At 69.5% G+C, this 19,865-nt stretch carries 18 protein-coding genes and 1 pseudogene; 10 read left to right on the plus strand and 9 right to left on the minus strand.

Annotated features, from left to right (window positions below):
* Window positions 1-3: 3 nt before the first annotated feature.
* The 4 genes from AB0M51_RS15755 to pknB all read left to right on the plus strand — a co-directional run bounded on the left by AB0M51_RS15755 (window position 4) and on the right by pknB (window position 6,206).
* A complete protein-coding gene (locus AB0M51_RS15755; protein WP_344188782.1) occupies window positions 4-1,407 on the plus strand; it encodes a protein phosphatase 2C domain-containing protein in 1,404 nt (467 codons plus the stop codon).
* Window positions 1,404-2,789, plus strand: a complete 1,386-nt coding sequence (locus tag AB0M51_RS15760; protein ID WP_344188781.1) for an FtsW/RodA/SpoVE family cell cycle protein — start codon at window positions 1,404-1,406, stop codon at window positions 2,787-2,789. Before AB0M51_RS15755 ends, AB0M51_RS15760 begins: the two co-directional genes overlap by 4 nt.
* The gene (locus AB0M51_RS15765; RefSeq protein WP_344188780.1) at window positions 2,786-4,240 is read left to right on the plus strand and encodes a penicillin-binding transpeptidase domain-containing protein; all 1,455 of its coding nucleotides are present in this window, start codon (window positions 2,786-2,788) and stop codon (window positions 4,238-4,240) included. Before AB0M51_RS15760 ends, AB0M51_RS15765 begins: the two co-directional genes overlap by 4 nt.
* A 115-nt stretch (window positions 4,241-4,355) precedes the next feature.
* Complete coding sequence (gene pknB, locus AB0M51_RS15770) at window positions 4,356-6,206, plus strand: Stk1 family PASTA domain-containing Ser/Thr kinase (RefSeq protein ID WP_344188779.1); 1,851 nt, start codon at window positions 4,356-4,358, stop codon at window positions 6,204-6,206.
* A 65-nt stretch (window positions 6,207-6,271) separates the two neighbouring features.
* Here pknB and AB0M51_RS15775 read toward each other — a convergent pair whose 3' ends face one another.
* Window positions 6,272-6,889 carry an aminodeoxychorismate/anthranilate synthase component II gene (locus tag AB0M51_RS15775; protein WP_344188778.1) on the minus strand — a complete coding sequence of 206 codons (618 nt, stop codon included), beginning with the start codon at window positions 6,887-6,889 and terminating at the stop codon, window positions 6,272-6,274.
* Between the two features lie 17 nt (window positions 6,890-6,906).
* A complete protein-coding gene (locus AB0M51_RS15780; RefSeq protein WP_363749504.1) occupies window positions 6,907-7,677 on the minus strand; it encodes a DUF881 domain-containing protein in 771 nt (256 codons plus the stop codon).
* Between the two features lie 87 nt (window positions 7,678-7,764).
* Between AB0M51_RS15780 and AB0M51_RS15785 the strand changes: the two genes are divergently transcribed.
* Window positions 7,765-8,025, plus strand: coding sequence for a cell division protein CrgA (locus AB0M51_RS15785; RefSeq protein ID WP_325039995.1), 261 nt, complete (start codon window positions 7,765-7,767; stop codon window positions 8,023-8,025).
* 54 nt (window positions 8,026-8,079) lie between these two features.
* Here the strand turns inward: AB0M51_RS15785 and AB0M51_RS15790 are convergent.
* Window positions 8,080-8,664 (minus strand): annotated as a pseudogene (locus AB0M51_RS15790) (rhomboid family intramembrane serine protease); the annotation flags it as partial.
* 227 nt (window positions 8,665-8,891) lie between these two features.
* Window positions 8,892-9,338, minus strand: coding sequence for an Lrp/AsnC family transcriptional regulator (locus AB0M51_RS15795; RefSeq protein ID WP_344188776.1), 447 nt, complete (start codon window positions 9,336-9,338; stop codon window positions 8,892-8,894).
* 81 nt (window positions 9,339-9,419) lie between these two features.
* Here AB0M51_RS15795 and AB0M51_RS15800 point away from each other — a divergent pair, with 81 nt between their 5' ends.
* The 4 genes from AB0M51_RS15800 to AB0M51_RS15815 all read left to right on the plus strand — a co-directional run bounded on the left by AB0M51_RS15800 (window position 9,420) and on the right by AB0M51_RS15815 (window position 12,432).
* Window positions 9,420-9,989, plus strand: a complete 570-nt coding sequence (locus tag AB0M51_RS15800; RefSeq protein WP_344188775.1) for a PQ-loop domain-containing transporter — start codon at window positions 9,420-9,422, stop codon at window positions 9,987-9,989.
* Between the two features lie 60 nt (window positions 9,990-10,049).
* The gene (locus AB0M51_RS15805; protein WP_344188774.1) at window positions 10,050-10,574 is read left to right on the plus strand and encodes an EXLDI protein; all 525 of its coding nucleotides are present in this window, start codon (window positions 10,050-10,052) and stop codon (window positions 10,572-10,574) included.
* A 134-nt stretch (window positions 10,575-10,708) separates the two neighbouring features.
* Window positions 10,709-11,650 (plus strand): ATP-binding cassette domain-containing protein, encoded by a 942-nt coding sequence (locus AB0M51_RS15810; RefSeq protein WP_344188773.1) that lies wholly within the window; start codon window positions 10,709-10,711, stop codon window positions 11,648-11,650.
* Complete coding sequence (locus AB0M51_RS15815) at window positions 11,647-12,432, plus strand: ABC transporter permease (protein WP_344188772.1); 786 nt, start codon at window positions 11,647-11,649, stop codon at window positions 12,430-12,432. The genes AB0M51_RS15810 and AB0M51_RS15815 overlap by 4 nt, the downstream gene beginning before the upstream one ends.
* Here the strand turns inward: AB0M51_RS15815 and AB0M51_RS15820 are convergent.
* From AB0M51_RS15820 to AB0M51_RS15830, 3 genes are all read right to left on the minus strand, one after another.
* On the minus strand, window positions 12,429-13,103 hold the full coding sequence (locus tag AB0M51_RS15820; RefSeq protein ID WP_344188771.1) for a pyridoxamine 5'-phosphate oxidase family protein: 675 nt from the start codon (window positions 13,101-13,103) through the stop codon (window positions 12,429-12,431). The genes AB0M51_RS15815 and AB0M51_RS15820 overlap by 4 nt on opposite strands.
* A gap of 53 nt (window positions 13,104-13,156) precedes the next feature.
* Window positions 13,157-14,329, minus strand: coding sequence for an FAD-dependent oxidoreductase (locus AB0M51_RS15825; protein WP_344188770.1), 1,173 nt, complete (start codon window positions 14,327-14,329; stop codon window positions 13,157-13,159).
* Window positions 14,330-14,411: 82 nt separating this feature from the next.
* Window positions 14,412-15,356 (minus strand): RNA polymerase sigma-70 factor, encoded by a 945-nt coding sequence (locus tag AB0M51_RS15830; RefSeq protein ID WP_344188769.1) that lies wholly within the window; start codon window positions 15,354-15,356, stop codon window positions 14,412-14,414.
* A 17-nt stretch (window positions 15,357-15,373) separates the two neighbouring features.
* Here AB0M51_RS15830 and AB0M51_RS15835 point away from each other — a divergent pair, with 17 nt between their 5' ends.
* The gene (locus AB0M51_RS15835) at window positions 15,374-16,741 is read left to right on the plus strand and encodes a PLP-dependent aminotransferase family protein (RefSeq protein ID WP_344188768.1); all 1,368 of its coding nucleotides are present in this window, start codon (window positions 15,374-15,376) and stop codon (window positions 16,739-16,741) included.
* 12 nt (window positions 16,742-16,753) lie between these two features.
* Here AB0M51_RS15835 and AB0M51_RS15840 read toward each other — a convergent pair whose 3' ends face one another.
* Complete coding sequence (locus AB0M51_RS15840; protein WP_344188767.1) at window positions 16,754-17,644, minus strand: glycoside hydrolase family 43 protein; 891 nt, start codon at window positions 17,642-17,644, stop codon at window positions 16,754-16,756.
* A complete protein-coding gene (locus AB0M51_RS15845; RefSeq protein WP_344188766.1) occupies window positions 17,644-19,824 on the minus strand; it encodes a family 43 glycosylhydrolase in 2,181 nt (726 codons plus the stop codon). The genes AB0M51_RS15840 and AB0M51_RS15845 overlap by 1 nt, the downstream gene beginning before the upstream one ends.
* Window positions 19,825-19,865 lie beyond the last annotated feature (41 nt).

Genomic DNA, 19,865 nt, shown 5'->3' on the forward strand with positions numbered 1-19,865 from the left:
CCGATGACCCTGTCGCTCGACTACGCAACCCTTTCCGACGTCGGACGGGTGCGCCGCAACAACGAGGACTCGGCGTACGCCGGTCCGCACCTGCTGCTGCTCGCCGACGGGATGGGCGGCGCGGCCGCCGGTGAGGTGGCCAGTGCCGCCGCGGTCCAGGTGATCCGCCGGCTGGACACCGCCGAGATCGGCGGCGAGGACATGATCGAGGCGCTGGCCGGCGCCGTGCACCGCGCGAACGAGCGGCTCTCCGAGCTGGTCGAGGAGGACCCCGAGCGCGAGGGCATGGGCTCGACGGTCACCGCGCTGATGTTCGACGGCCGGCAGCTCGGGCTGGCGCATCTCGGCGACTCCCGGGCGTACCGGATGCGCGACGGGCAGCTGTACCAGCTGAGCCACGACCACACGTTCGTCCAGTCGCTGGTCGACGAGGGCCGGATCTCCCAGGAGGAGGCCTTCACGCACCCGCACCGGAACCTGATCCTCCGGGTGCTGGACGGCCGCCCGGACTCCGATCCCGACCTGCAGATGCTCGACGTCCAGGCCGGCGACCGGCTGATGCTGTGCAGCGACGGCCTGCCCGACTACGTCAGCGACGAGGTGATCGCAGCCTCGATGTCCTCCGGTACGCCGGACTCGGTCGTGGTGGAGCTGATCACGCACGCCCTCGAAGCCGGGTCGAACGACAACGTCACCTGTGTGGTGGCGGACGTCGTGGAGACCGAGCCCGCGAGCGGGGTCCAGCCGCAGCTGGTCGGCGCGGCCGCCGAACTGGCCCAGGGCAGCACCGGTCGCGGTGAGCCGACGGTCGCGGTCGGTGTCGGCGAGGGCTCCGGGGGCGGCGGTGGCCACGGCGCCGCGGTCGACCCGGAGGAGCTGCGGTACGCGCCGCGCCCGCCGAAGCGGTTCCTCTGGCTGCGGCGGATCGCCGTACTGGCCGTCGTGCTCGCGGTGATCATCGGCGGCGCCTGGTTCGCGTACAGCTGGACCCAGAAGCAGTACTACGTCGGCTCCGACGGCGACTACGTGGCGATCTTCAAGGGCGTCGAGGCGGATCTGCCCGGGATCTCGTTGTCGAAGGTGTACGAGCGGCAGTCGTTGCAGGTCGACAAGCTGCCGACGTACAGCCGGGAGAAGGTGGAGGGCAACATCCAGGCGGACAACCTGGCCGGGGCCCGGTCGATCGTGGCCCAGCTCGAGCAGACCGCCGCCGCGTGCGCCGCGAAGGTCAAGCCGACGCCCAAGCCGACGCCGAAGCCGACCGTCAAGCCGACGCTGAAGCCGTCCACGACGGTGCCGGTCTCGAAGCCGCCGGCCACCGTGCCGACGACCGCCAGGCCCAGTACGACGCCGACCTCGACCCCGAGTACGCCGGTCGACCCCGACGACTGCGACGGCGTCCGATGAGTTACGCGTCCACGTCCGTCATCCAGATCATCCCGCGCACCCGGCGCGGGGTGGAGCTCCTGCTGCTGGTGATCGCGGTCGCGGTCTCGGTCGCGGCATACGTGAACATCGGCCTCACCGTCCAGAACTCGGTGCCGGCCAGCACCGGGTACTACGCCGCCGGCATCGGGCTGCTCGCGCTGATCGCGCACCTCGTGCTCCGCTACCGAGCGCCGTACGCCGACCCCGTGCTGCTGCCGTGCGCTGTCCTGCTGAACGGCCTCGGCGTCGCGATGATCCACCGGATCGACCTCGGGCTGACCGCCATCGGCCGGACCAAGGGCGTCCCGTTCGCGCCGCAGCAGATCACCTGGACCGCGGTCGGGGTGGTGCTGTTCGTCGCCGTGATCGTGCTGATCCGCGACCACCGCCGGCTGCAGGCGCTCACGTACACGGCCGGCCTGGCCGGTCTGGTCCTGCTGGTGCTGCCGCTGGTTCCCGGCCTGGGCGTGAACCTGAACGGAGCCCGGATCTGGGTCCGGCTGGCGGGCATGTCGTTCCAGCCCGGCGAGTTCGCGAAGGTCTGCCTGGTCGTCTTCTTCGCCGGCTACCTGGTCGTGAAGCGCGACGTGCTGACCCTCGCCGGACGCCGGTTCCTCGGCCTGGACCTGCCGCGCGCCCGTGACCTCGGGCCGATCCTGATCGCCTGGGTGGTCAGCCTGGGCGTCCTGGTGTTCGAGAGCGACCTCGGGTCCTCGCTGCTGTTCTTCGGCCTGTTCCTGTTCCTGCTGTACGTCTCCACCGAACGGGCCGGCTGGCTGATCATCGGTGGCCTGCTGTTCGCGGGCGGAGCGTATTTCGCGTACATGACGTTCGGCCACGTGCACCGCCGGATCACCGACTGGCTGAACCCGTGGGCGATCGACGGCGGCCAGATCAAGCTCGGCCTGATGGGTCAGGCCTGGGGCGGCGTCCTCGGCCGCGGCCTGGGTCAGGGCCACCCGGAGCTCACGCTGTACGCGAACAGCGACATGATCATCTCCTCGATGGCCGAGGAGCTCGGCCTGACCGGCCTGATCGCGATCATCCTGATCTACACGCTGATCGTCGAGCGCGGCCTGCGCGCGGCGCTCGGCTGCCGGGACATCTTCGGCAAGCTGGTCGCGACCGGCCTGGCGATGTCGTTCGCGCTGCAGGTGTTCGTGATCGTCGGCGGTGTCACCGGCCTGATCCCGCTGACCGGTCTGGCCACACCGTTCATGGCGCTCGGCGGTACGTCGCTGGTCGCGAACTGGGCGATCATCGCGCTGCTGCTGCGGATCAGCGACCAGGCCCGGCGGCCGCAGACACCGGCCGCTCCAGTGTCCGACGAAACGATCGCGATGGCGGTGCAGAAGCAGTGAACTCGGCGATCCGACGACTGGCCGTGGCGGCGATCATCCTGATGCTCGCGCTGATGGCGAACTCGACGTACCTGCAGGCGTTCCGGTCGAACGAGATCAACGGCCGCAACGACAACAAGCGGGTCCGGGACTCACAGTTCTCGGTGAACCGCGGACCGATCCTGATCGGCACCACGCCGATCGCCAAGAGCGACCCGTCGACCGACCAGTTCAAGTTCCAGCGCAAGTACCCCTCCGGCGTGGTGTACGCGCCGGTCACCGGCTACTACTCGTACCTCTTCGGCCGCGGCGGCATCGAGCTGACGATGAACTCCGAGCTGAACGGCTCGGACCCGTCGATGGCGTTCCGGCGGATCATCGACGTGATCAGCAACCGCCCGCAGCAGGGCGGCAGCGTCACCCTGACGCTGAACGCCGCGGCCCAGCAGGCGGCGTACGACGGCCTCGCCGGGAAGACCGGTGCGGTGGTGGCGATCGAGCCGAAGACCGGGAAGATCCTGGCGATGGCGACCCGCCCGTCGTACGACCCGAACCTGCTGGCCTCGCACGACACCACCAAGGTGTCCACGGCCTGGAAGAACCTCAACGCGGACAAGAACAAGCCGCTGTCGAACCGCGCGGTCCAGGAGCTGTACCCGCCGGGCTCGACGTTCAAGCTGGTGACCGCGGCGGCCGCGCTGTCGAGCGGCAAGTACACGCCGGACAGCAAGGTGAACTCGCCGGCCCAGCTGCCGCTCCCGCAGACCACGGTCCCGCTGGTGAACGAGGACGGCAAGAACTGCGGCGGCAGCAACAGCGCGACGCTGACGGTCGCACTGCGCTACTCCTGCAACACGGCGTTCGGCACCGTCGGCATGGCCCTCGGTGCGGACGCGCTGAACGCGCAGGCGGCCAAGTTCGGCTTCGGCGCCCGCCCGCTGACCGAGCTGCCGGGTGTCGCGACCAGCCAGTTCCCCGGCGACCCGAACGAGCCGCAGACCGCGCAGTCCGCGATCGGCCAGTTCGACGTCCGGGCCACCCCGCTGCAGATGGCGATGGTGGCCGCCGGGATCGCGAACCAGGGCAACGTGATGAAGCCCTACCTGGTCCAGAACGTGCAGACCCCGGACCTGAAGACGGTGTCGGAGACCAAGCCGGAGTCGCTGCACCAGGCGGTCACCCCGCAGGTGGCGACCCAGCTGACCGACATGATGATCGACGTGGTCAACAACGGCACCGGCAAGCCGGGGCGGATCAGCGGCGTCCAGGTGGCCGGCAAGACCGGTACGGCGCAGACGTCGAAGGACCGGCCGCCGTTCGCCTGGTTCACCGCGTTCGCGCCGGCCAAGGACCCGAAGGTCGCGGTGGCGGTACTGATCGAGGACGCGAACGTGCCGCGCACCGACGTGGCCGGCGGCACGCTGGCCGCTCCGATCGCCAAGAAGGTGATGGAGGCGGTGCTGGGCCAATGAGCACGATACGGAATGATGCGATCACAGGGCGTCTTTCCAACGAGGACCCGCAAGTAGCGATCGCTACGGTGGGCAAGTTGAGTGTGTTTTTCCGGACAGGTTGGAAGGCTGGGTCATGACATCGCAGGCACGTCTCGTCGGCGGCCGGTACGAAGAAGGCGAGCCGCTCGGCCGCGGCGGTATGGCCGAGGTCCGCAAGGGCGTGGACAACCGGCTCGGCCGGAGCGTCGCGATCAAGCGGCTGCGGGTCGACCTGGCCAGTGACGCCACGTTCCAGGCGCGGTTCCGGCGGGAGGCCCAGTCGGCCGCCTCGCTGAACCATCCGACGATCGTCTCGGTCTACGACACCGGCGAGGAGCCGGACCCGAGCGGCTCCGGCGTCACGATCCCGTACATCGTGATGGAGCTGGTCACCGGCAAGACGCTGCGGGACCTGATCCGCGAGGGCCGCAAGATCATGCCGGAGCGCGCGCTGGAGATCACCTCCGGCGTGCTCGAGGCGCTCGACTACAGCCACCGGGCCGGCATCGTGCACCGCGACATCAAGCCCGGGAACGTGATGCTGACCCCGCAGGGCCAGGTCAAGGTGATGGACTTCGGGATCGCCCGCGCCGTCGCCGACACGTCCTCCACGATGACCCAGACCGCGGCCGTGATCGGCACCGCGCAGTACCTGTCCCCGGAGCAGGCCCGCGGCGAGACCGTGGACGCCCGCTCCGATCTGTACTCGACCGGCTGCCTGCTGTACGAACTGCTCACCGGCCGGCCGCCGTTCGTCGGCGAGTCGCCGGTCTCGGTGGCGTACCAGCACGTCCGGGAACAGCCGCTGCCGCCGTCCTCGTTCGACCCGGACATCCCGCCGGAGGTCGACGCGGTCGTCCTGAAGGCGTTGGCGAAGAACCGCGAGGAGCGGTACCAGAGCGCCTCCGAGATGCGCGCCGACATCCACCGGGTGCTGGCCGGCCAGCAGGTGACCGCGCCGATGGCCGCGCTCGCGGAGACCCGGCAGATGCAGCCGACCCAGCTCGCGCCGACGGCCGCCACCCAGCAGCTCCGGCAGACCGGTGGCAACGACCTGCTGCCGCCGGGCGGCGACGACCTGGAGGACGGCGACGAGCCCCGCTCCCGGCGGAACCGCGGCCTGGCGTACTTCCTGCTCGGGCTGGCGATCGTGGCGATCGCGATCGGCGCCTACGCGCTGTACTCGAAGTACAACAACGACAACGCCGGCAGCGGCGCGACGTCGTCGAACACGCCGCCCGCGAAGGTCCAGGTGCCCGACGTCCAGAACCAGTCGGTCTCCGCGGCGACCGCGGCGCTCGCGGCCAAGGGCCTGAAGATCAGCTCGACCTCGGAGAAGAGCGACTCCGTCGGTAAGGGACTGATCATCCGCCAGACGCCGGACGCCGGCACCCAGGCGGAGCAGGGTTCGACGGTCGCCGTCGTGGTCTCCGCCGGCAAGAACGCGTACGGCGTGCCTGACGTGATCGGGATGAGCGAGTCAAAGGCACGCAAGACGATCGAGGCCGCGGCCGGGCAGTTCACGGTCAAGGACCAGGTCGTCGAGCAGGACAGCGACCAGAAGAAGGGCGTCGTGATCGCCCTGACCCCGGATCAGGGCGGCACCTACCCGCCGGGGACCGAGTTCACGCTGACGGTCTCGAGCGGCGTCGTGCAGGTCGACGTACCGAGCGTCGTCACGCAGACGCAGGACGACGCCACGAACGCGCTGAAGGCACTCGGCTTCCGCGTCGGCTACAAGTCGGCCGACGACCCGAATTCTCCGGACCAGACGGTGCTGGACCAGACCCCGAAGGGCGGTGCCAAGGCGCCGAAGGGCTCGCTGGTCGTCCTGACAGTCAACAACCACCAGGATCAGCCGACGCCGCCGCCGTCCTCGCCGACGCCGACGGGCGACCCGAGCGGCGGGCCCAGCACGCCGGTCATCACGCTCCCGGGCGGCTGATCGTTCCGAACGCACAGAACCCTCTCGAGGCGGTCGCCTCGAGAGGGTTCTTCGGTTTCAGGGGGTCAGCTGACCACCGGCGCGAGGCCGGCGGAGTTGGCGACCGCGTCCGGGTCGCCGCAGAGGGTCAGCCAGTTCGCGAGCATCCGGTGGCCGCCCTCGGTGAGCACGGACTCCGGGTGGAACTGCACGCCCTCGACCGGGAGCTCGCGGTGCCGGGCCGCCATGATCACGCCGGCCGCGGTGCGCGCGGTCACCTCGAGTACGTCGGGCACGCTGTCCTCGGCGATCGCCAGCGAGTGGTACCTGGTCGCGGTGAACGGCGACGGGAGCCCGGACAGGACGCCGGCGCCCTGGTGGAACACCTCGCTGGTCTTCCCGTGCAGCAGCTCGTCCGCACGCCCGACGACCCCGCCGTACGCGACGCCGATCGCCTGCAGGCCGAGGCAGACCCCGAAGATCGGGACCTTGCCGCCCGCCTGCCGCACGATGTCCACGCAGGCACCCGCCTCTTCCGGCGTCCCCGGGCCGGGGGACAGCAGCACCCCGTCGAACTCGGCGGCCTGCTCAGGAGTCACCTCGTCGTTGCGCCAGACCGTGGTGTCGGCCCGCAGTTGCTGCAGGTACTGCACCAGGTTGTAGACGAAGGAGTCGTAGTTGTCGACGACGAGGATCCGCGGCATGCGGTCCATTGTGACAGCTATCTACCGGTGACGGACGGGCTGGCCGAGGGGGTGTGCGGGAAGCCCGGGACGGTCGCGGTCTGCAGGTCGAGCGTGCCTTCGTACGCCGGCAGCTGCAGGGTGGACTCGTTCTTCACGTCGTACCCCAGCTGGAACTTCACCACGTAGTCCTGCAGGTTCTGGATGTACTGCGAGTCGTCGAGCGCCTTCTGCAGCTTCCGCCGGTCGCCGATCGCGGAGATCTTGTACGGCGGCAGGTACGGGACGCCGTGCAGGACGACCGAGTTCCCGACGCATTTCACGCCGGTGGTGGAGATGACCCGCTGGTTCTGGATCGTCATCGCCTCGGCGCCGCCGGCCCAGAGCGCGTTGACAACGGCCTGGATGTCCTGCTGGTGGATGACCAGCCAGTTCTCGTCGACGTCCGGGTTGTCCTTGACCACCTCGGGCGGCGCGTCCCGGAGGGTGACGGTCAGACCGGGACCGCTGACCGGGCGGGTGCCGACCTGCTCGGACAGGTCCTCGAACTGCTTGGCGAGCTTCGGGTCGATCGAGCCCTGCTGCGCCTGCAGCGCCTCGATGTCATGGGTCAGGGCCGCATGCTGCTTGACCAGGCTGGCGCTGCGCCGGCTCTGTTCCTCCACCAGGCCCGCGAGCGTAGTGTTACGGCTGGGTCGAAGGTCGGTACCGCGCGCGTTGGTGGCACTGGTCGCGAACAGCAGACCGGCGCACATCAGCGCCAGCGGCGCGCCTGCGCGCCACAGTGAAATCCGCTTGAACCTACGCACCCGTGATCTCCATATTGCCGTCTGCACTACGCTAACCCGGACCGAATCTCAGCGGTTAGCTTATGCGTCCTTACAAGGAGTTCAGTCGTGCCCGAGTCGAGCAGTCGCAACAAGAAGAAGACCGAGAAGGTCAAGGCGGAGAAGACGCCGAAGAAGCCACGTACCCAGTCACGCGTCTGGGTGGCGCCGCTGATGCTGGCGTGCTGGCTGCTCGGTCTCGCCTGGCTGGTCGTCTTCTACGTGGCCGGCCAGGACATCCCGGTGATGAAGGACCTCGGCAACTGGAACCTGCTGATCGGCATGGGCCTGATCGCGGTCGGTTTCGTCGTCTCCACCCAGTGGGTCTGATCCTCCCCACGCGCTCACCTCGGCCGGACCCCGGGCAGTCCGGCCGAGGTTCATCGTAAGCAGGAATCCGAGCACCATCCCGAGCAGTGCGGGCATGCCGTGGTTGTCGTGCAGGACCGTGTCGAGGACGGCCAACGGCGCGATCAGGACCGCGGCCCGCCGCAACTGTGCCGGTGGCTCGACGCCGCGCGTCCGCAGGATCAGGACGGCGAGCGCTCCGAGCAGCCCGGCGACGCACATCGAGTTCCCGGCCCCGACCGGGTTCAGCCACAGGTAGCTGAGGAACTGGCCGAACAGGCCGCAGCCGAAGTACAGGACGAACCACCGCCCGCGGCCGAGGGTCCACTCCGCCAACGTGCCGACCACCGCCAGCGCGGCCAGGTTGAAGAGCCCGCCGAGCAGTCCGCCGTCCTGGAAGAACATCCCGGTCAGCAACCGCCACCACTGCCCCGCGTCGATCGCGGTCGCGTCCCGCTGTACATGCCCCAGCAGCGAGGGAACCGCCAGCTGGGCGACGAGCGCGCCTGCGGTGACGACGAAGACCGCGCCGGTGAGCAGCGGTCGGCGTGGAGTACCGATCCGGGCGAAGTACGCCCCGGAAGGGCTGCCGGCCCAGCGGTCGGCGGCGGAGGTGGTCATGTCGAGAAGGCTAGAGCCGGCGTCCGGCCGGCGCCTCGGACAAATGTCATCTCGACGCTGTGCAGAACCACACAGACGGCCGAGTTATCCACACCTGTGTCCCCAGCTGTGCGCACCGATTGTGGCGAGTTATCCCCAGCCTTGGAGATACTTCTCCACCGAAAGTGTTCAAAACTGAGCCAAATCTGTGGATAACTCAGGTTTGAGTCCCGCTGTTTCCACACCGTTCACGTCGGCACTGGCCGGTTGTCCACAATCTTCTTCATCACGATCGTGGAGGTGAGGCGCAGCACGCCGGGCAGCCGGGCCAGCCGCTCGTCGCGCAACTTCTGGAACGCCTCAAGGTCCGCGGTCGCCACCCGGATGAAGTAGTCCGGCTCACCGAACAGCCGCTCCGCGTGCACCACCTCCGGGATCTCCGCGAGCCCAGCCTCGAAGTCGGCCACCGCTTCCTCCCGGTCGATGGTGACCGCGAGCAGTACCTCGAACCCGTGCCCGACGGCCGCGCCGTCGACCACGGCGCGGTACCCGCGGATCACCCCGGACCGCTCGAGCTCCCGCAGCCGCCGGTGGCACGGCGCCGCGCTCAGGCTGATCCGCTGGGCCAGTTCGGTGACGGTCAGCCGCCCCTCGGCCTGAAGCACGGCAAGGATCTGTCGATCAATGGCATCCACGGCAAGAATCCTATCGCCAATGCCTTCGACAGAGCATGAATTCGCAGTATTCGTTGGCTGATTCAGACGTAATCTTGCGCCGTGCTCGACTTCCTGCCCATCGCCGCCGCCTGCTTCGGCATCCCGCAGTACCTCCCGCAGATCCTCAAGCTGCGGCGTACCGGAGACACCGCCGGCGTGTCCTGGGCGTGGGCGACGCTGACGAGCATCAACAACGCCGCCTGGTTCGTCTACTTCATGGCCTCCGGCTACTGGACCGCCGGCCTCCCGTCGACCGCGGCCTCGACGCTGGCCTGCACCGTCTCCGTCCTCCTGGTACGCCGCGGCGCAGTGAACCGCCGCGCCATCGCCTGGATCACCGCATGGGCCGCGCTACTCGTACTCGCAACGATCATTGGCGGCCGGATCGGGCTCGGCACCGTGCTGGCCGCTGCCTCGATCGTCCAGGTCGCGCCGTCGCTGTGGACGGCGTACCGGACCGCCCGGCCGACCGGGATCTCGGTCGGCACCTGGCGACTCGTGTTCGGCGAGCTGACCTGCTGGTTCGTGTTCGGTCTGCACGAGGCCGACACCCGCCTGATCGTCCTCGGCGCCACCGGCGTACTCGCGAGCATCCTGATGCTCGTCCGCGCCCACTCCACTCCTACGTAGAGATATACGTAGACATCTGCGTAGGTCTGTGCGTATAGTTCTACGTAGGAGGAGAGAGCGATGCCCAACAAGACGATCTACGTGTCCGACGACGACCTGCCGCTGTACAAGCGTGCCCAGGAGATCGGCGGCAACCTGTCCTCGGCGATCTCGATCGCGCTGCGGAAGTACGTCGAGATGGAGGAAGGCCGGCTCGAGGGGTACGACGAGATCACCGTGCGGGTGGGCCGGGGCGCCGGCCGTAAGCAGCGGTTCTCCGGCGTACTGCTCGCCGAGGGGGGCCGTTCCAGCAGCACCGGGTACGAGGCCTTCCGGGTGTACCGCAGTCGCACCGGCAAGTTCGTCCTGCACGCGGATCGCCGCAACCAGTTCAAGCAAGGTGCCGACGACGACCGGCACCTGACCGGCTGGCGCTCCTGGGTCGGCAACTGGAGCTCCGACCAGTCCTGGAGCATGGCGCAGGGCGAGGCCACCCTGTACGTCGTCGAGACGATCGAGGAGCTCCGCGAACTGATCCCGGATGACCTCTACGCACTGGTCGAGGAAGCCGCCGAGCAGCCGGCGGTCGAGGACCTCGACATCTAACTGATCCACCACTCTGACGTCGGCGGCCGCTTGGCCGGCCGACAGGTCAAGCACGCCCAGATCCTCCGCACGCACGACCCGTCAAGCCACCCGGGTCAGGTTCCCCCTGCCCGGAAACACCTCAAGGACCTTTCATGTCACCAGCGATCGACGTCCGTGGACTGCGCAAGTCCTACGGCGACAAACTCGTGCTCGACGGCATCGACCTGAACGTTGCCGAAGGCACCATCTTTTCCCTGCTCGGGCCGAATGGCGCGGGCAAGACCACCGTGGTCCGGATCCTGTCCACGCTGGCCGCGGCCGACGCCGGCGAGATCCGGGTGGCCGGCCACGACCTGCACCAGGATCCGGAAGCGGTCCGCGCCGCGATCGGCGTCACCGGCCAGTTCTCCGCGGTCGACAGCCGGATGACCGGCCGGGAGAACCTGATCCTGATGGCCGACCTCTGCCACCTCGGCAAGCAGGAGGCGCGCCGCCGGGCGGACGAGTTGCTCGAGCAGTTCGACCTCGCCGAGGCCGGCAAGAAGCTGGCGATGACGTATTCCGGCGGCATGAAGCGCCGGCTCGACCTAGCGATGACGCTGGTCGGCCGACCGCGGATCATCTTCCTGGACGAGCCGACCACCGGTCTCGACCCGCGCAGCCGGCACGGCATGTGGACGATGATCCGCGACCTGGTCGCCGGCGGCGTCACCGTCCTGCTCACCACGCAGTACCTCGAGGAGGCCGACCAGCTGGCCGACCGGATCGCGGTCCTCGACCACGGCCGGCTCGTCGCCCAAGGGACGGCGGAAGAGCTGAAGCGGCTCGCCCCGGGCGGCCACATCCGGCTGCGGTTCACCTCGCCCGAGGCGTTCGCGCTCGCCGGCCAGGTGCTGCCGACCTCCGTACCGAACCACGAGTCGCTGGTCCTACAGGTGCCGAACGACGGCAGCGTGCACGCGCTCCGCGACCTGCTGACCCGGATCGACGACGCCTCGCTCGAGGTCGACGAACTCACTGTCCACACCCCTGACCTGGACGACGTGTTCTTCGCCGTCACGGGTCAGCCCACCGAGAAGGTCACAGCCCGATGAGCTACGCAATCCAAGACACGTCGACGATGCTCCGCCGCACCCTGCGGCACGCCCAGCGGTACCCGGGCCTGGCCCTGGGCGCCCTCGGGATGCCGGTGGTCATGATCCTGCTGTTCGGCCTGGTCTTCGGCGACACGTTCGCGCACGGCCTCGGTAGCGGCGGCGGGCGGGACGCGTACATCAACTTCCTCACGCCGGGCATCCTGCTGATGTCGATCGCGTCCGGGACGATGCCGCCCGCGGTCGCGGTCTGCATGGACATGACCGAGGGCATCGTCGCCCGGTTCCGGACGATGGCGATCTTCCGGCCCGCGGTACTCACCGGGCATGTGCTCGGGAACGTGCTGGTGACGATCGTCAGCCTGGCGCTCGTGGTCGGGTTCGCGATCCTGATCGGGTTCCGGCCGGACGCGTCCGTCGGCGACTGGCTACTGGCGGGCCTGCTGCTGATCGCGCTGACCTTCGGCCTGACCTGGTTCGCGATCGCGCTCGGGCTGACCAGCAAGACGCCCGAGGGTGCGAGCAACGTCGTCATGCCCATCAGTCTGCTACTGCCGTTCCTCAGCAACACGTTCATTCCGCTGGAAGCGATGCCGGGCGCCATCCGCTGGTTCGCCCGATACCAGCCGTTCACGCCGATCATCGACACCCTGCGGCACCTGCTGCTGGGGACGCCGATGGAGAGCGGCAACGGCTGGCTCGCCGGCGCATGGTGCGTGGCGATCGCGATCGTGGGCTACTTCTGGGCCCAGAAGAGCTACAACAAGGGGACCGTCGCCTAGCTCGGTGCGCCGAGGAGGTTCGCACGGGTGCGGACGTGAGCCGGGACCAAGAGGTCGCAGTCGGGGTTGTTCTCCGGTTCGCCGGCGACGACGTGGAGCGGAATGATGCCTGTCCAGTACGGCAGGCCGAGGTCTTCCTCGTCGTCGCCGGCGGCACCGGAACGCGTCTTCACCGAGGCCTCGGTGAGCGAGAGCGCGAGGACGGACGTCTTCGCCAGCTCCTTCCGGTTCGGCGGGCGCACCGAGAGCGAACGGCCCGGGACCAGGTGGTCCACGATCCGGTTCAGGCCGTGGAGCTTCTCGTCCGGGTCGGTGACCAGCCGCGGTACGCCGAAGATCACCGCGGACCGGTAGTTCACCGAGTGGTGGAACGCCGACCGCGCCAGCACCAGCCCATCGGCGTGCGTGACCGTGGCACAGACGGTCTGCTGCGGCGCGGCGACCATGCTGCGGGCGGCGACCGAGCCGTGCAGGTACAGCGTCCCGTCCTCGCCGCGCTCCAGGTCCACCCCGTACGCCGTCGGCAGTACGAGCGGATCGCCGTCGACCACCACGCCCAGGTGGCAGAACATCCCGTCGAGGAGGACGTCGTAGAGCGCCTGGCGATCCGTGGCAGCACGTTCCTTCGAGCGGCGGAGGGACGTCCGGGCGGTCGGCTGCAAGGTGGTCATGCCTCCAGGTTGGCGGCACAGTGGCCTGGCGGCACGGGCCATTCCGCGACGAGTCAGGTAGTCCATTCGCGCAGCGGGGCCGCTGCGGGGACGACGTGCCGACGCCGGACCGGCAGACCGAGCGTCGGGTTCACGACACCCCACGCGGCGCCCTTGCAGATCGACTCCTTGTAGACCGCGGCCACGCGTCCGGTGAGGGCGGCGTTGACCGCACGGTCGTCGCTGGTCACGTACTGGATCAGCCCGTCCTTGCGGCCCAGCGAGATGCACTGGTTGAAGTACGCCAGCGGCGCGTGCGGCAGCCGGCCGCCGGTCAGCCGGGCCGCGATCGAGTCGGCGGCCTGCCAGGCCATCGGCTGGCCCGAGGCGCACGACATCCGCAGCGGCTTGTCCTTCGATCCCATCGCGTACGCCGCGTCGCCGATCGCGTAGACGTCCGGGTGTGAGACCGACCGCATGGTGCGGTCGACCACGATCCGCCCGGTGGCCGAGACCTCCAGCGCGGTCGACTGCACGATCGGATGGACGGCGAACCCGGCCGTCCACACGGTGACCGCGGACGGGATCAGCGAGCCACCGACCGCGACGTGATCGGCAGCGACCTCGGAGACCCGGGCGTTCTCGTGCACGGTGATACCGAGCCGGTCCACGACCTTCCGCAGATGCCGCCGGCCCTTCGGCGACAGCCAGTCCCCGAGCCCGCCGCGGACGACCAGCGCGACGTCGAGATCCGGCCGCGACTCGGCCAACTCGGTCACGAACTCCACCCCGGTCAGCCCGCCACCCACAACGGTCACCGGTCGGTCGGCCGACAGTGAGGTGAGGCGCTCGCGCAGCCGGAGCGCGCCGGGGCGACTGGCGATCTCGTACGCGTGTTCGGCCGCGCCCGGCACGCCCTGAGCGTTCCACCGGCTGCCGAGCGCGTACACGAGCGTGTCGTACTCCAGGTCCTCCGACTCCAGCGCGACCGTCTTGCGTTCGACGTCCACCGCGGTGACCTTCGCGAGTTTCAGGTCCACGCCGGTGCCGGCGAACAGTTCGGCGTACGGCCGATGCTTCAGGTCGCGGCCGGTGGCGACCTCGTGCATCCGGACCCGCTCGACGAAGTCGGGTTCGGCGTTGACCAAGGTGATGCTGACCTCGTCGCGGTACAGACGTGCGGCGAGGCGGCCGGCGGCGACGGCTCCGGAGTACCCGGCGCCGAGGACGACGATGCGATGCTTCATATCCGTGCTCCTGTCTGCTGCGTTGTCGCCCCTTGAACCGGGCAGCCCGCCGATTCATGACAGGAACGTGCTGTGAAGCAGCTCACAGGATGGTCAGCAACGGCTCCCCGTGCTCGGCGGCGGCGAACAGCTCGGTCGCGCGGGCCAGCTTGTCCGGGTTCGCCTGGGTTCGGACCGCGGTGATGCCCTCGTCTGTCACCTGGACGCAGAGCACCCCGATGACCTCGCCGTTGACGAGCACCACCAGCGCGGGCTCGCCGTTGACGGGCCAGGCGTAGACGTCCGCCCGACCGCCGACGTACAGGCGCTTCGCGTCGCTGGGCCTGAAGACACCGCGCAGGAAGCGGGCCACCGCGAGCGCACCCTCGACCGCGGTCGTCCGGGCCGGAACCTTGCCGCCGCCGTCGCCGACCGAGACCGCGTCGGCGGTGAGCAGCCGGACGATCGACTCGGTCTGTCCACTGGTCGCGGCCAGGATGAACTCGTCGACGATCCGGCGTGCCGCGGCCTCGTCGACCTCGGCCCGGGCGCGACCGTCCGCGAGGTGCTGCCGCGCGCGGCGGAACAGTTGCTGGCTCGCGGACTCGGTCAGGTCGAGGATCCCCGCGATCTCCCGGTGCGGGTAGTCGAACGCCTCTCGCAGTACGTAGACCGCCCGCTCGTTCGGCGACAACCGCTCCATCAGCGTAAGCACGGCGTACGACACCGACTCGCGCTGCTCGACCGTGTCCGCGGGGCCGAGCATCGGGTCGCCGTCCAGCAGCGGCTCGGGCAGCCACTGGCCGACGTACGTCTCGCGCCGCGCGCGGGCCGAGGTCAGCTGGTTCAGGCAGAGGTTGGTCAGCACCTTCGTCAGCCACGCCTCGGGCACGTCGATCCGCTCGAGGTCCGCGGCCTGCCAGCGGAGAAACGTCTCCTGTACGGCGTCCTCGGCCTCGGACGCCGACCCGAGCAGGCGGTAGGCGATGGCCTCGAGCCGTCGCCGGGACCGCTCGAAGCGGGACACGTCCTCCGCGGTCATGGCCATGCTGGGATCCTAGTGGCGTGCAGAGTTCGCTGCCGCTGCTGATCGACCGGGCCTCCGGGGTGCCGTTGCACCTGCAGGTGGCCGAGCAGTTCCGTGCGGCCGTGATGGATGGGCGGCTGCAGGCGGGGCACCGGCTGCCGTCCACGCGGGACCTCGCGCGAGACCTGTCCGTCTCGCGGTCCGTGACGCAGGCGGCGTACGACCAGTTGCACGCCGAAGGCTGGATCGAGGGCCGCACGGGCGCGGGCACCTTCGTCACCGACGTCGTCCCCCTGCAACCCGCCGTACGCCGTCGTGCCGCGCACCGGCCGGACGCGGACGCGCAACTGCTGACGCTGCGTCCCGGCATCCCCTACATCGCGCCGACCCCCGACCCCGGGTGGCGGCGTGCCTGGCGTGAGGTCTCCACACAGTCCCCGCCCCGGGGGTACGACGACGCCCCCGGGCTACCGGCGCTCCGGGCCGCGCTCGCGGACCACGTGGCCCGGGTCCGCGGCATCGCCTGCGGTCCGGAGAACGTGCTGGTCACGAACGGGACCGTGCACGGGCTCCGCCTGCTGCTGACGGTGACGCGGGAGGCCGGCGACCGGATCGGGATCGAGGACCCCGGGTACCTGAACGCGGTCGCCGCCGCGCGTGACCACCGGCTCGAGATCGTCGACGTACCGGTCGACGAGGACGGCCTGCAGGTCGTGGAGCTGGCCGACGACGTGGACGCCGTGTACGTGACACCGTCCCACCAGTACCCGCTCGGCGGTCGGCTACCCGTTGCCCGACGCAACGAACTGGTGCGCTGGGCACGCCGGACCGGCAGCCTGCTGATCGAGGACGACTACGACAGCGAGTTCCGCTACGACGTCGCGCCGCTGCCCGCGCTGGCCCAGCTCGACCTGGAGCGGGTCGTCCATCTCGGCACGCTGTCGAAGACGCTCAGCCCGGCGCTCCGGCTCGGCTGGCTGGTCGCGTCCGAGGCGATGGTCGACCGGCTCGCCGCGTTCCGCGCGAACTCCGGCGACTGGCCCGCCTGGCCGATGCAGGCCGCCCTGCTCGCGATGCTCCGCGACGGTTACCTGGACCGTGTCGTCCGGCGCGGCCGCCGGCTGTACGCGGAACGCCGTACCCACACGTGCGAGGTGCTGGCGCCGTACGGCCAGGTGATCGGCCAGGACGCCGGTCTGCACATCACGCTGTTGCTCTCTTGCAACACCGACGACCGCCGCATCGCAGCCGCCGCACGAGAGGCCGGCGTCGTGGTCGCACCACTCTCCGAGTACCGCCGCAGCATCCCCGGACCACCAGGCCTGGTGATCGGTTATGCGACACCATCGACGTCCGACCTGCACCGCGCACTGACCGTCCTGACCGGCGTCCTCAGCGGCCGTTGAACCAGGAGTCGCCTATGGCTGCAGGGGATTCTGCGTGAGTGGCGGCTGGACCACCGGGGTGTCGCCGTCCCAGGTCAGCCGGGACAGCCACATCGTGCGGCCCTTCGTATCGGTGCCGGGCTGCTCCGGATCCCAGGCGTGGTAGACGAACCAGTCGCCGAGCACCATGTTGTGCCCGGGTCCGGCCGCGTCGGGGGAGCTGGACAGGATCGGGTCGCCGGACTTCACGCACGGCCCGATCGGCGACTCGCACAGCGCATGACCGACGGCGTACGCCGCCTTGTCGTAGGCGTTGCCGGAGTAGAACAGGTGGAACTTCCCGTCCCGCTCGACCATGTACGGCGCCTCGACCAGCGTGCCCTCCCACGGAAGGTCCTGCTTGATCATCCGGTGCACCGGACCGACCAGCGTGAGACCGTCGTCGGACAGCTCGGACACGTAGATCCAGGTGTCGACGCCGATCGCGTTGCCGTCGTTCTTCCAGTACAGCCAGCGCCGGCCGGTGGAGTCCTGGAACGGCGACGCGTCGATCGACCCGCCCTCGGCAACCTGACTGATGAGCGGACTAGTCGATTTGTCGACATATGGACCTTCGGGCGAGGTCGCCACCGCGACGCCGACCGCCTGCCGATCGGCGGCGGCGTCGCGGGACGTGTAGTACATGACGTACCGGTCCGGGGCGTGCACCGCGACCTCCGGTGCCCACACCCAGCCGGGGACTGTCCAACCCGGCACCACCGGCATCGCGTCACCCACCGGCTGCCACGACACCAGGTCGCGAGAGGTCAGTGTCTGCACGTTGCCGAGCGGTCCGTTGGTCGCGAACGCGTAGTACTCGTTGCCCACCGCAATGATCTGCGGATCGGCGAAGCCACCGTCGTACACCGGGTTGGAGAAGGCCATTATCTGCTTTCGTAGAAGTTGAGGTAGTCGAAGGTCGCCACCGGCGGCGGGTTCGCGCCGGTGAACTCACCATGGGCGTAGATGCCGATCTTCGCCGCGGACGGCAGCACCCAGGAGGCGCCCCAGGTCCAGTTCTTCCCGTCCACCGAGGTTCCCGCGCGGTACACGTGCTCGCCGGCGGCGTTCTTGTGGTAGGCGAGCCGCATCCACAGCGTCGGCGCCGAGCGACCGATCGCGGCCGCGCCGTACGACGTTGCCCCGTCGGACGGACGGGCGACGAGCTCCCGGCCGTACTCCGTCTGGCGGGTCTTCCAGATCGCGACGTTGCCGAGCCGGGCGAAGTCGTCGTCGTTGAGGTACGCGATCATCCCGGCCTGTTGGTAGTTGCGGACGTCGCCCTGCCCGGTGTCGAGGTGCAGCTTGGTCTCCGCGATCCAGCTGTCACCGGTCGGCACGGTGTGGAACAGCAGGCCGGCGTTGTTCGACGAGCCGGTCATGTCGGCGTTCTCCAGCGGCCACGACAACTTGCCGTCGGCAACGGTCGCCTTGTCGTCCTTGCGCACCCACGACCAGTCGGAGCCGAGCGCCCCGTCGAAGCTGTCACCGGTCAGCAACTTCCCGGTGCGCGGCACCGCGACCATCTTGTTGACCGGCTTGGCGACCGATCGAACCGTCAGGTTGTCCACCTCGGCCGAGCCGAGCCACCGCACCGGCGCGGACCTGAGCTCCAACCCAGGTACGGCGAGCTGCGCCTCCCCGTAAACGTCCCCTAGGCCCGCGTCATTCAGCCGTGCTGTCACGGTGGATCCGGAGACCTGTACAGACAGTTTGTTCCACTGGGTGCGGTCGAAGTCCGCCGGGAGGTTCACGGACGACGTACGCCCGCCCACCGTGATCGTCAGACGATCGTTCGCGACAGTCGTCACGACCTGATTGCCCAGGACTGTGGTGAAGGAGTTGCCCAGCTTGACGTCCGCCTCGACGCGAAGGGAGCCGTCGGGGGCCGACTGGCGGGTCTGCGCGGCGCCGTTGATGGTGGCTGTGGGGCCTCCCAACGAGTCGCCCGGTTGGCGGGTGGCGCCTCGGAGGCCGGCGGCCGGGTCGGTGGAGTCGATGCCGAGCGCGGAGCCCGTCGTCGGTGCGGCGACCGGGTTCTGCGACGGGCCGGCGCCGGCGTTCGTGCGCGGCCAGCCGTCGATCCAGTCGATGTTGTCGATCAGCATCGGCCGGCGGTTGATCCCGAACGGGTTCGTCAGCCACGGCTGGTTCCGGTCGATCGCGTGGTAGACGATGTGGTCCTGCCCGGCCGCGTCGGTGATGAACGCGTGGTGCCCGGGGCCGATCCAGCGGTTGCCGTTCTGGGTGATCACGGTGGTGCCGCCGACCCGGGAGTCGGTGAGCGCCGCGCCGTCGGCGTCGACGAACGGGCCCTTCGGCGAGCGGGAACGGCCGGCGAACACGGAGTACCCGGTGGTGGGGCCGGCGCAGCAGTTCATCGACGAGCCCATGAAGTAGTACCAGCCGTCGCGGTAGACGACGTACGAGCCCTCGTAGCGGTCGCCGATCGTGACCTGCGTCGGCGTGCCGACCGCGTGCATGCCGTCGGGGCTCAGCTCGGTGACGGAGATGCCGCCGTAGAAGCCGCCGTAGTACAGGTAGCGCTTGCCGTCGGCCGCGGTCAGCATCGCCGGGTCGATGGTGCCGAGGTAGCCGCCGTTGCCGTCCGGGCGCGGTGCGACGACCGGACCGCTGGTCGCTGTCCACGGACCGGCCGGCGTCGGCGCGGTGGCGACACCGATCGCCGGGTCGCCGCCGGGGTTGGCGTTGGTGTCGGTGACCGTGAAGTACATGACGTAGTGACCGTCGAAGTACCGGATGTCGGGTGCCCAGAAGAACGAGCCGGGCGCGGCCCAGGACGGTTTCGTCTGGTCGTTGAAGACCGTGCCGAGGTACTCCCAGGAGCTGAAGTCCTTGGTGCGGGCCATGTGCATCAGGCCGAACGGGCCGTTCGCCACCAATGGGTCGGAGGTGGCGTACGCGTACCAGTAGCCGTCCCGGCCCTGGATGATCGACGGGTCGGCGAACGTGTCGGCGAAGCTGGACGTGATCGGGTTGGTGGTGGTCACCACCGGAGCGGCGGTCGCGGCCGTCGTACCGGCGGCGATCGCGGCCACAGTCATGACTGCGGCGAGTAGTCGTCTCGGAGGCACGGGCGGGTCCT

It is taken from the genome of Kribbella sp. NPDC051137 (assembly GCF_040682535.1).
Classification (GTDB): domain Bacteria; phylum Actinomycetota; class Actinomycetes; order Propionibacteriales; family Kribbellaceae; genus Kribbella; species Kribbella karoonensis.

Bases quoted from the DNA above. Each gene is read 5' to 3' on its own strand.
- pknB (WP_344188779.1), top strand. From the start codon at position 4,356: ATGACATCGCAGGCACGTCTCGTCGGCGGCCGGTACGAAGAAGGCGAG.
- AB0M51_RS15810 (WP_344188773.1), top strand. From the start codon at position 10,709: ATGTCACCAGCGATCGACGTCCGTGGACTGCGCAAGTCCTACGGCGAC.
- AB0M51_RS15775 (WP_344188778.1), bottom strand. From the start codon at position 6,889: ATGCCGCGGATCCTCGTCGTCGACAACTACGACTCCTTCGTCTACAAC.
- AB0M51_RS15840 (WP_344188767.1), bottom strand. From the start codon at position 17,644: ATGGCCTTCTCCAACCCGGTGTACGACGGTGGCTTCGCCGATCCGCAG.
- AB0M51_RS15815 (WP_344188772.1), top strand. From the start codon at position 11,647: ATGAGCTACGCAATCCAAGACACGTCGACGATGCTCCGCCGCACCCTG.
- AB0M51_RS15825 (WP_344188770.1), bottom strand. From the start codon at position 14,329: ATGAAGCATCGCATCGTCGTCCTCGGCGCCGGGTACTCCGGAGCCGTC.
- AB0M51_RS15805 (WP_344188774.1), top strand. From the start codon at position 10,050: ATGCCCAACAAGACGATCTACGTGTCCGACGACGACCTGCCGCTGTAC.
- AB0M51_RS15830 (WP_344188769.1), bottom strand. From the start codon at position 15,356: ATGGCCATGACCGCGGAGGACGTGTCCCGCTTCGAGCGGTCCCGGCGA.
- AB0M51_RS15845 (WP_344188766.1), bottom strand. From the start codon at position 19,824: ATGACTGTGGCCGCGATCGCCGCCGGTACGACGGCCGCGACCGCCGCT.
- AB0M51_RS15760 (WP_344188781.1), top strand. From the start codon at position 1,404: ATGAGTTACGCGTCCACGTCCGTCATCCAGATCATCCCGCGCACCCGG.
- AB0M51_RS15820 (WP_344188771.1), bottom strand. From the start codon at position 13,103: ATGACCACCTTGCAGCCGACCGCCCGGACGTCCCTCCGCCGCTCGAAG.
- AB0M51_RS15755 (WP_344188782.1), top strand. From the start codon at position 4: ATGACCCTGTCGCTCGACTACGCAACCCTTTCCGACGTCGGACGGGTG.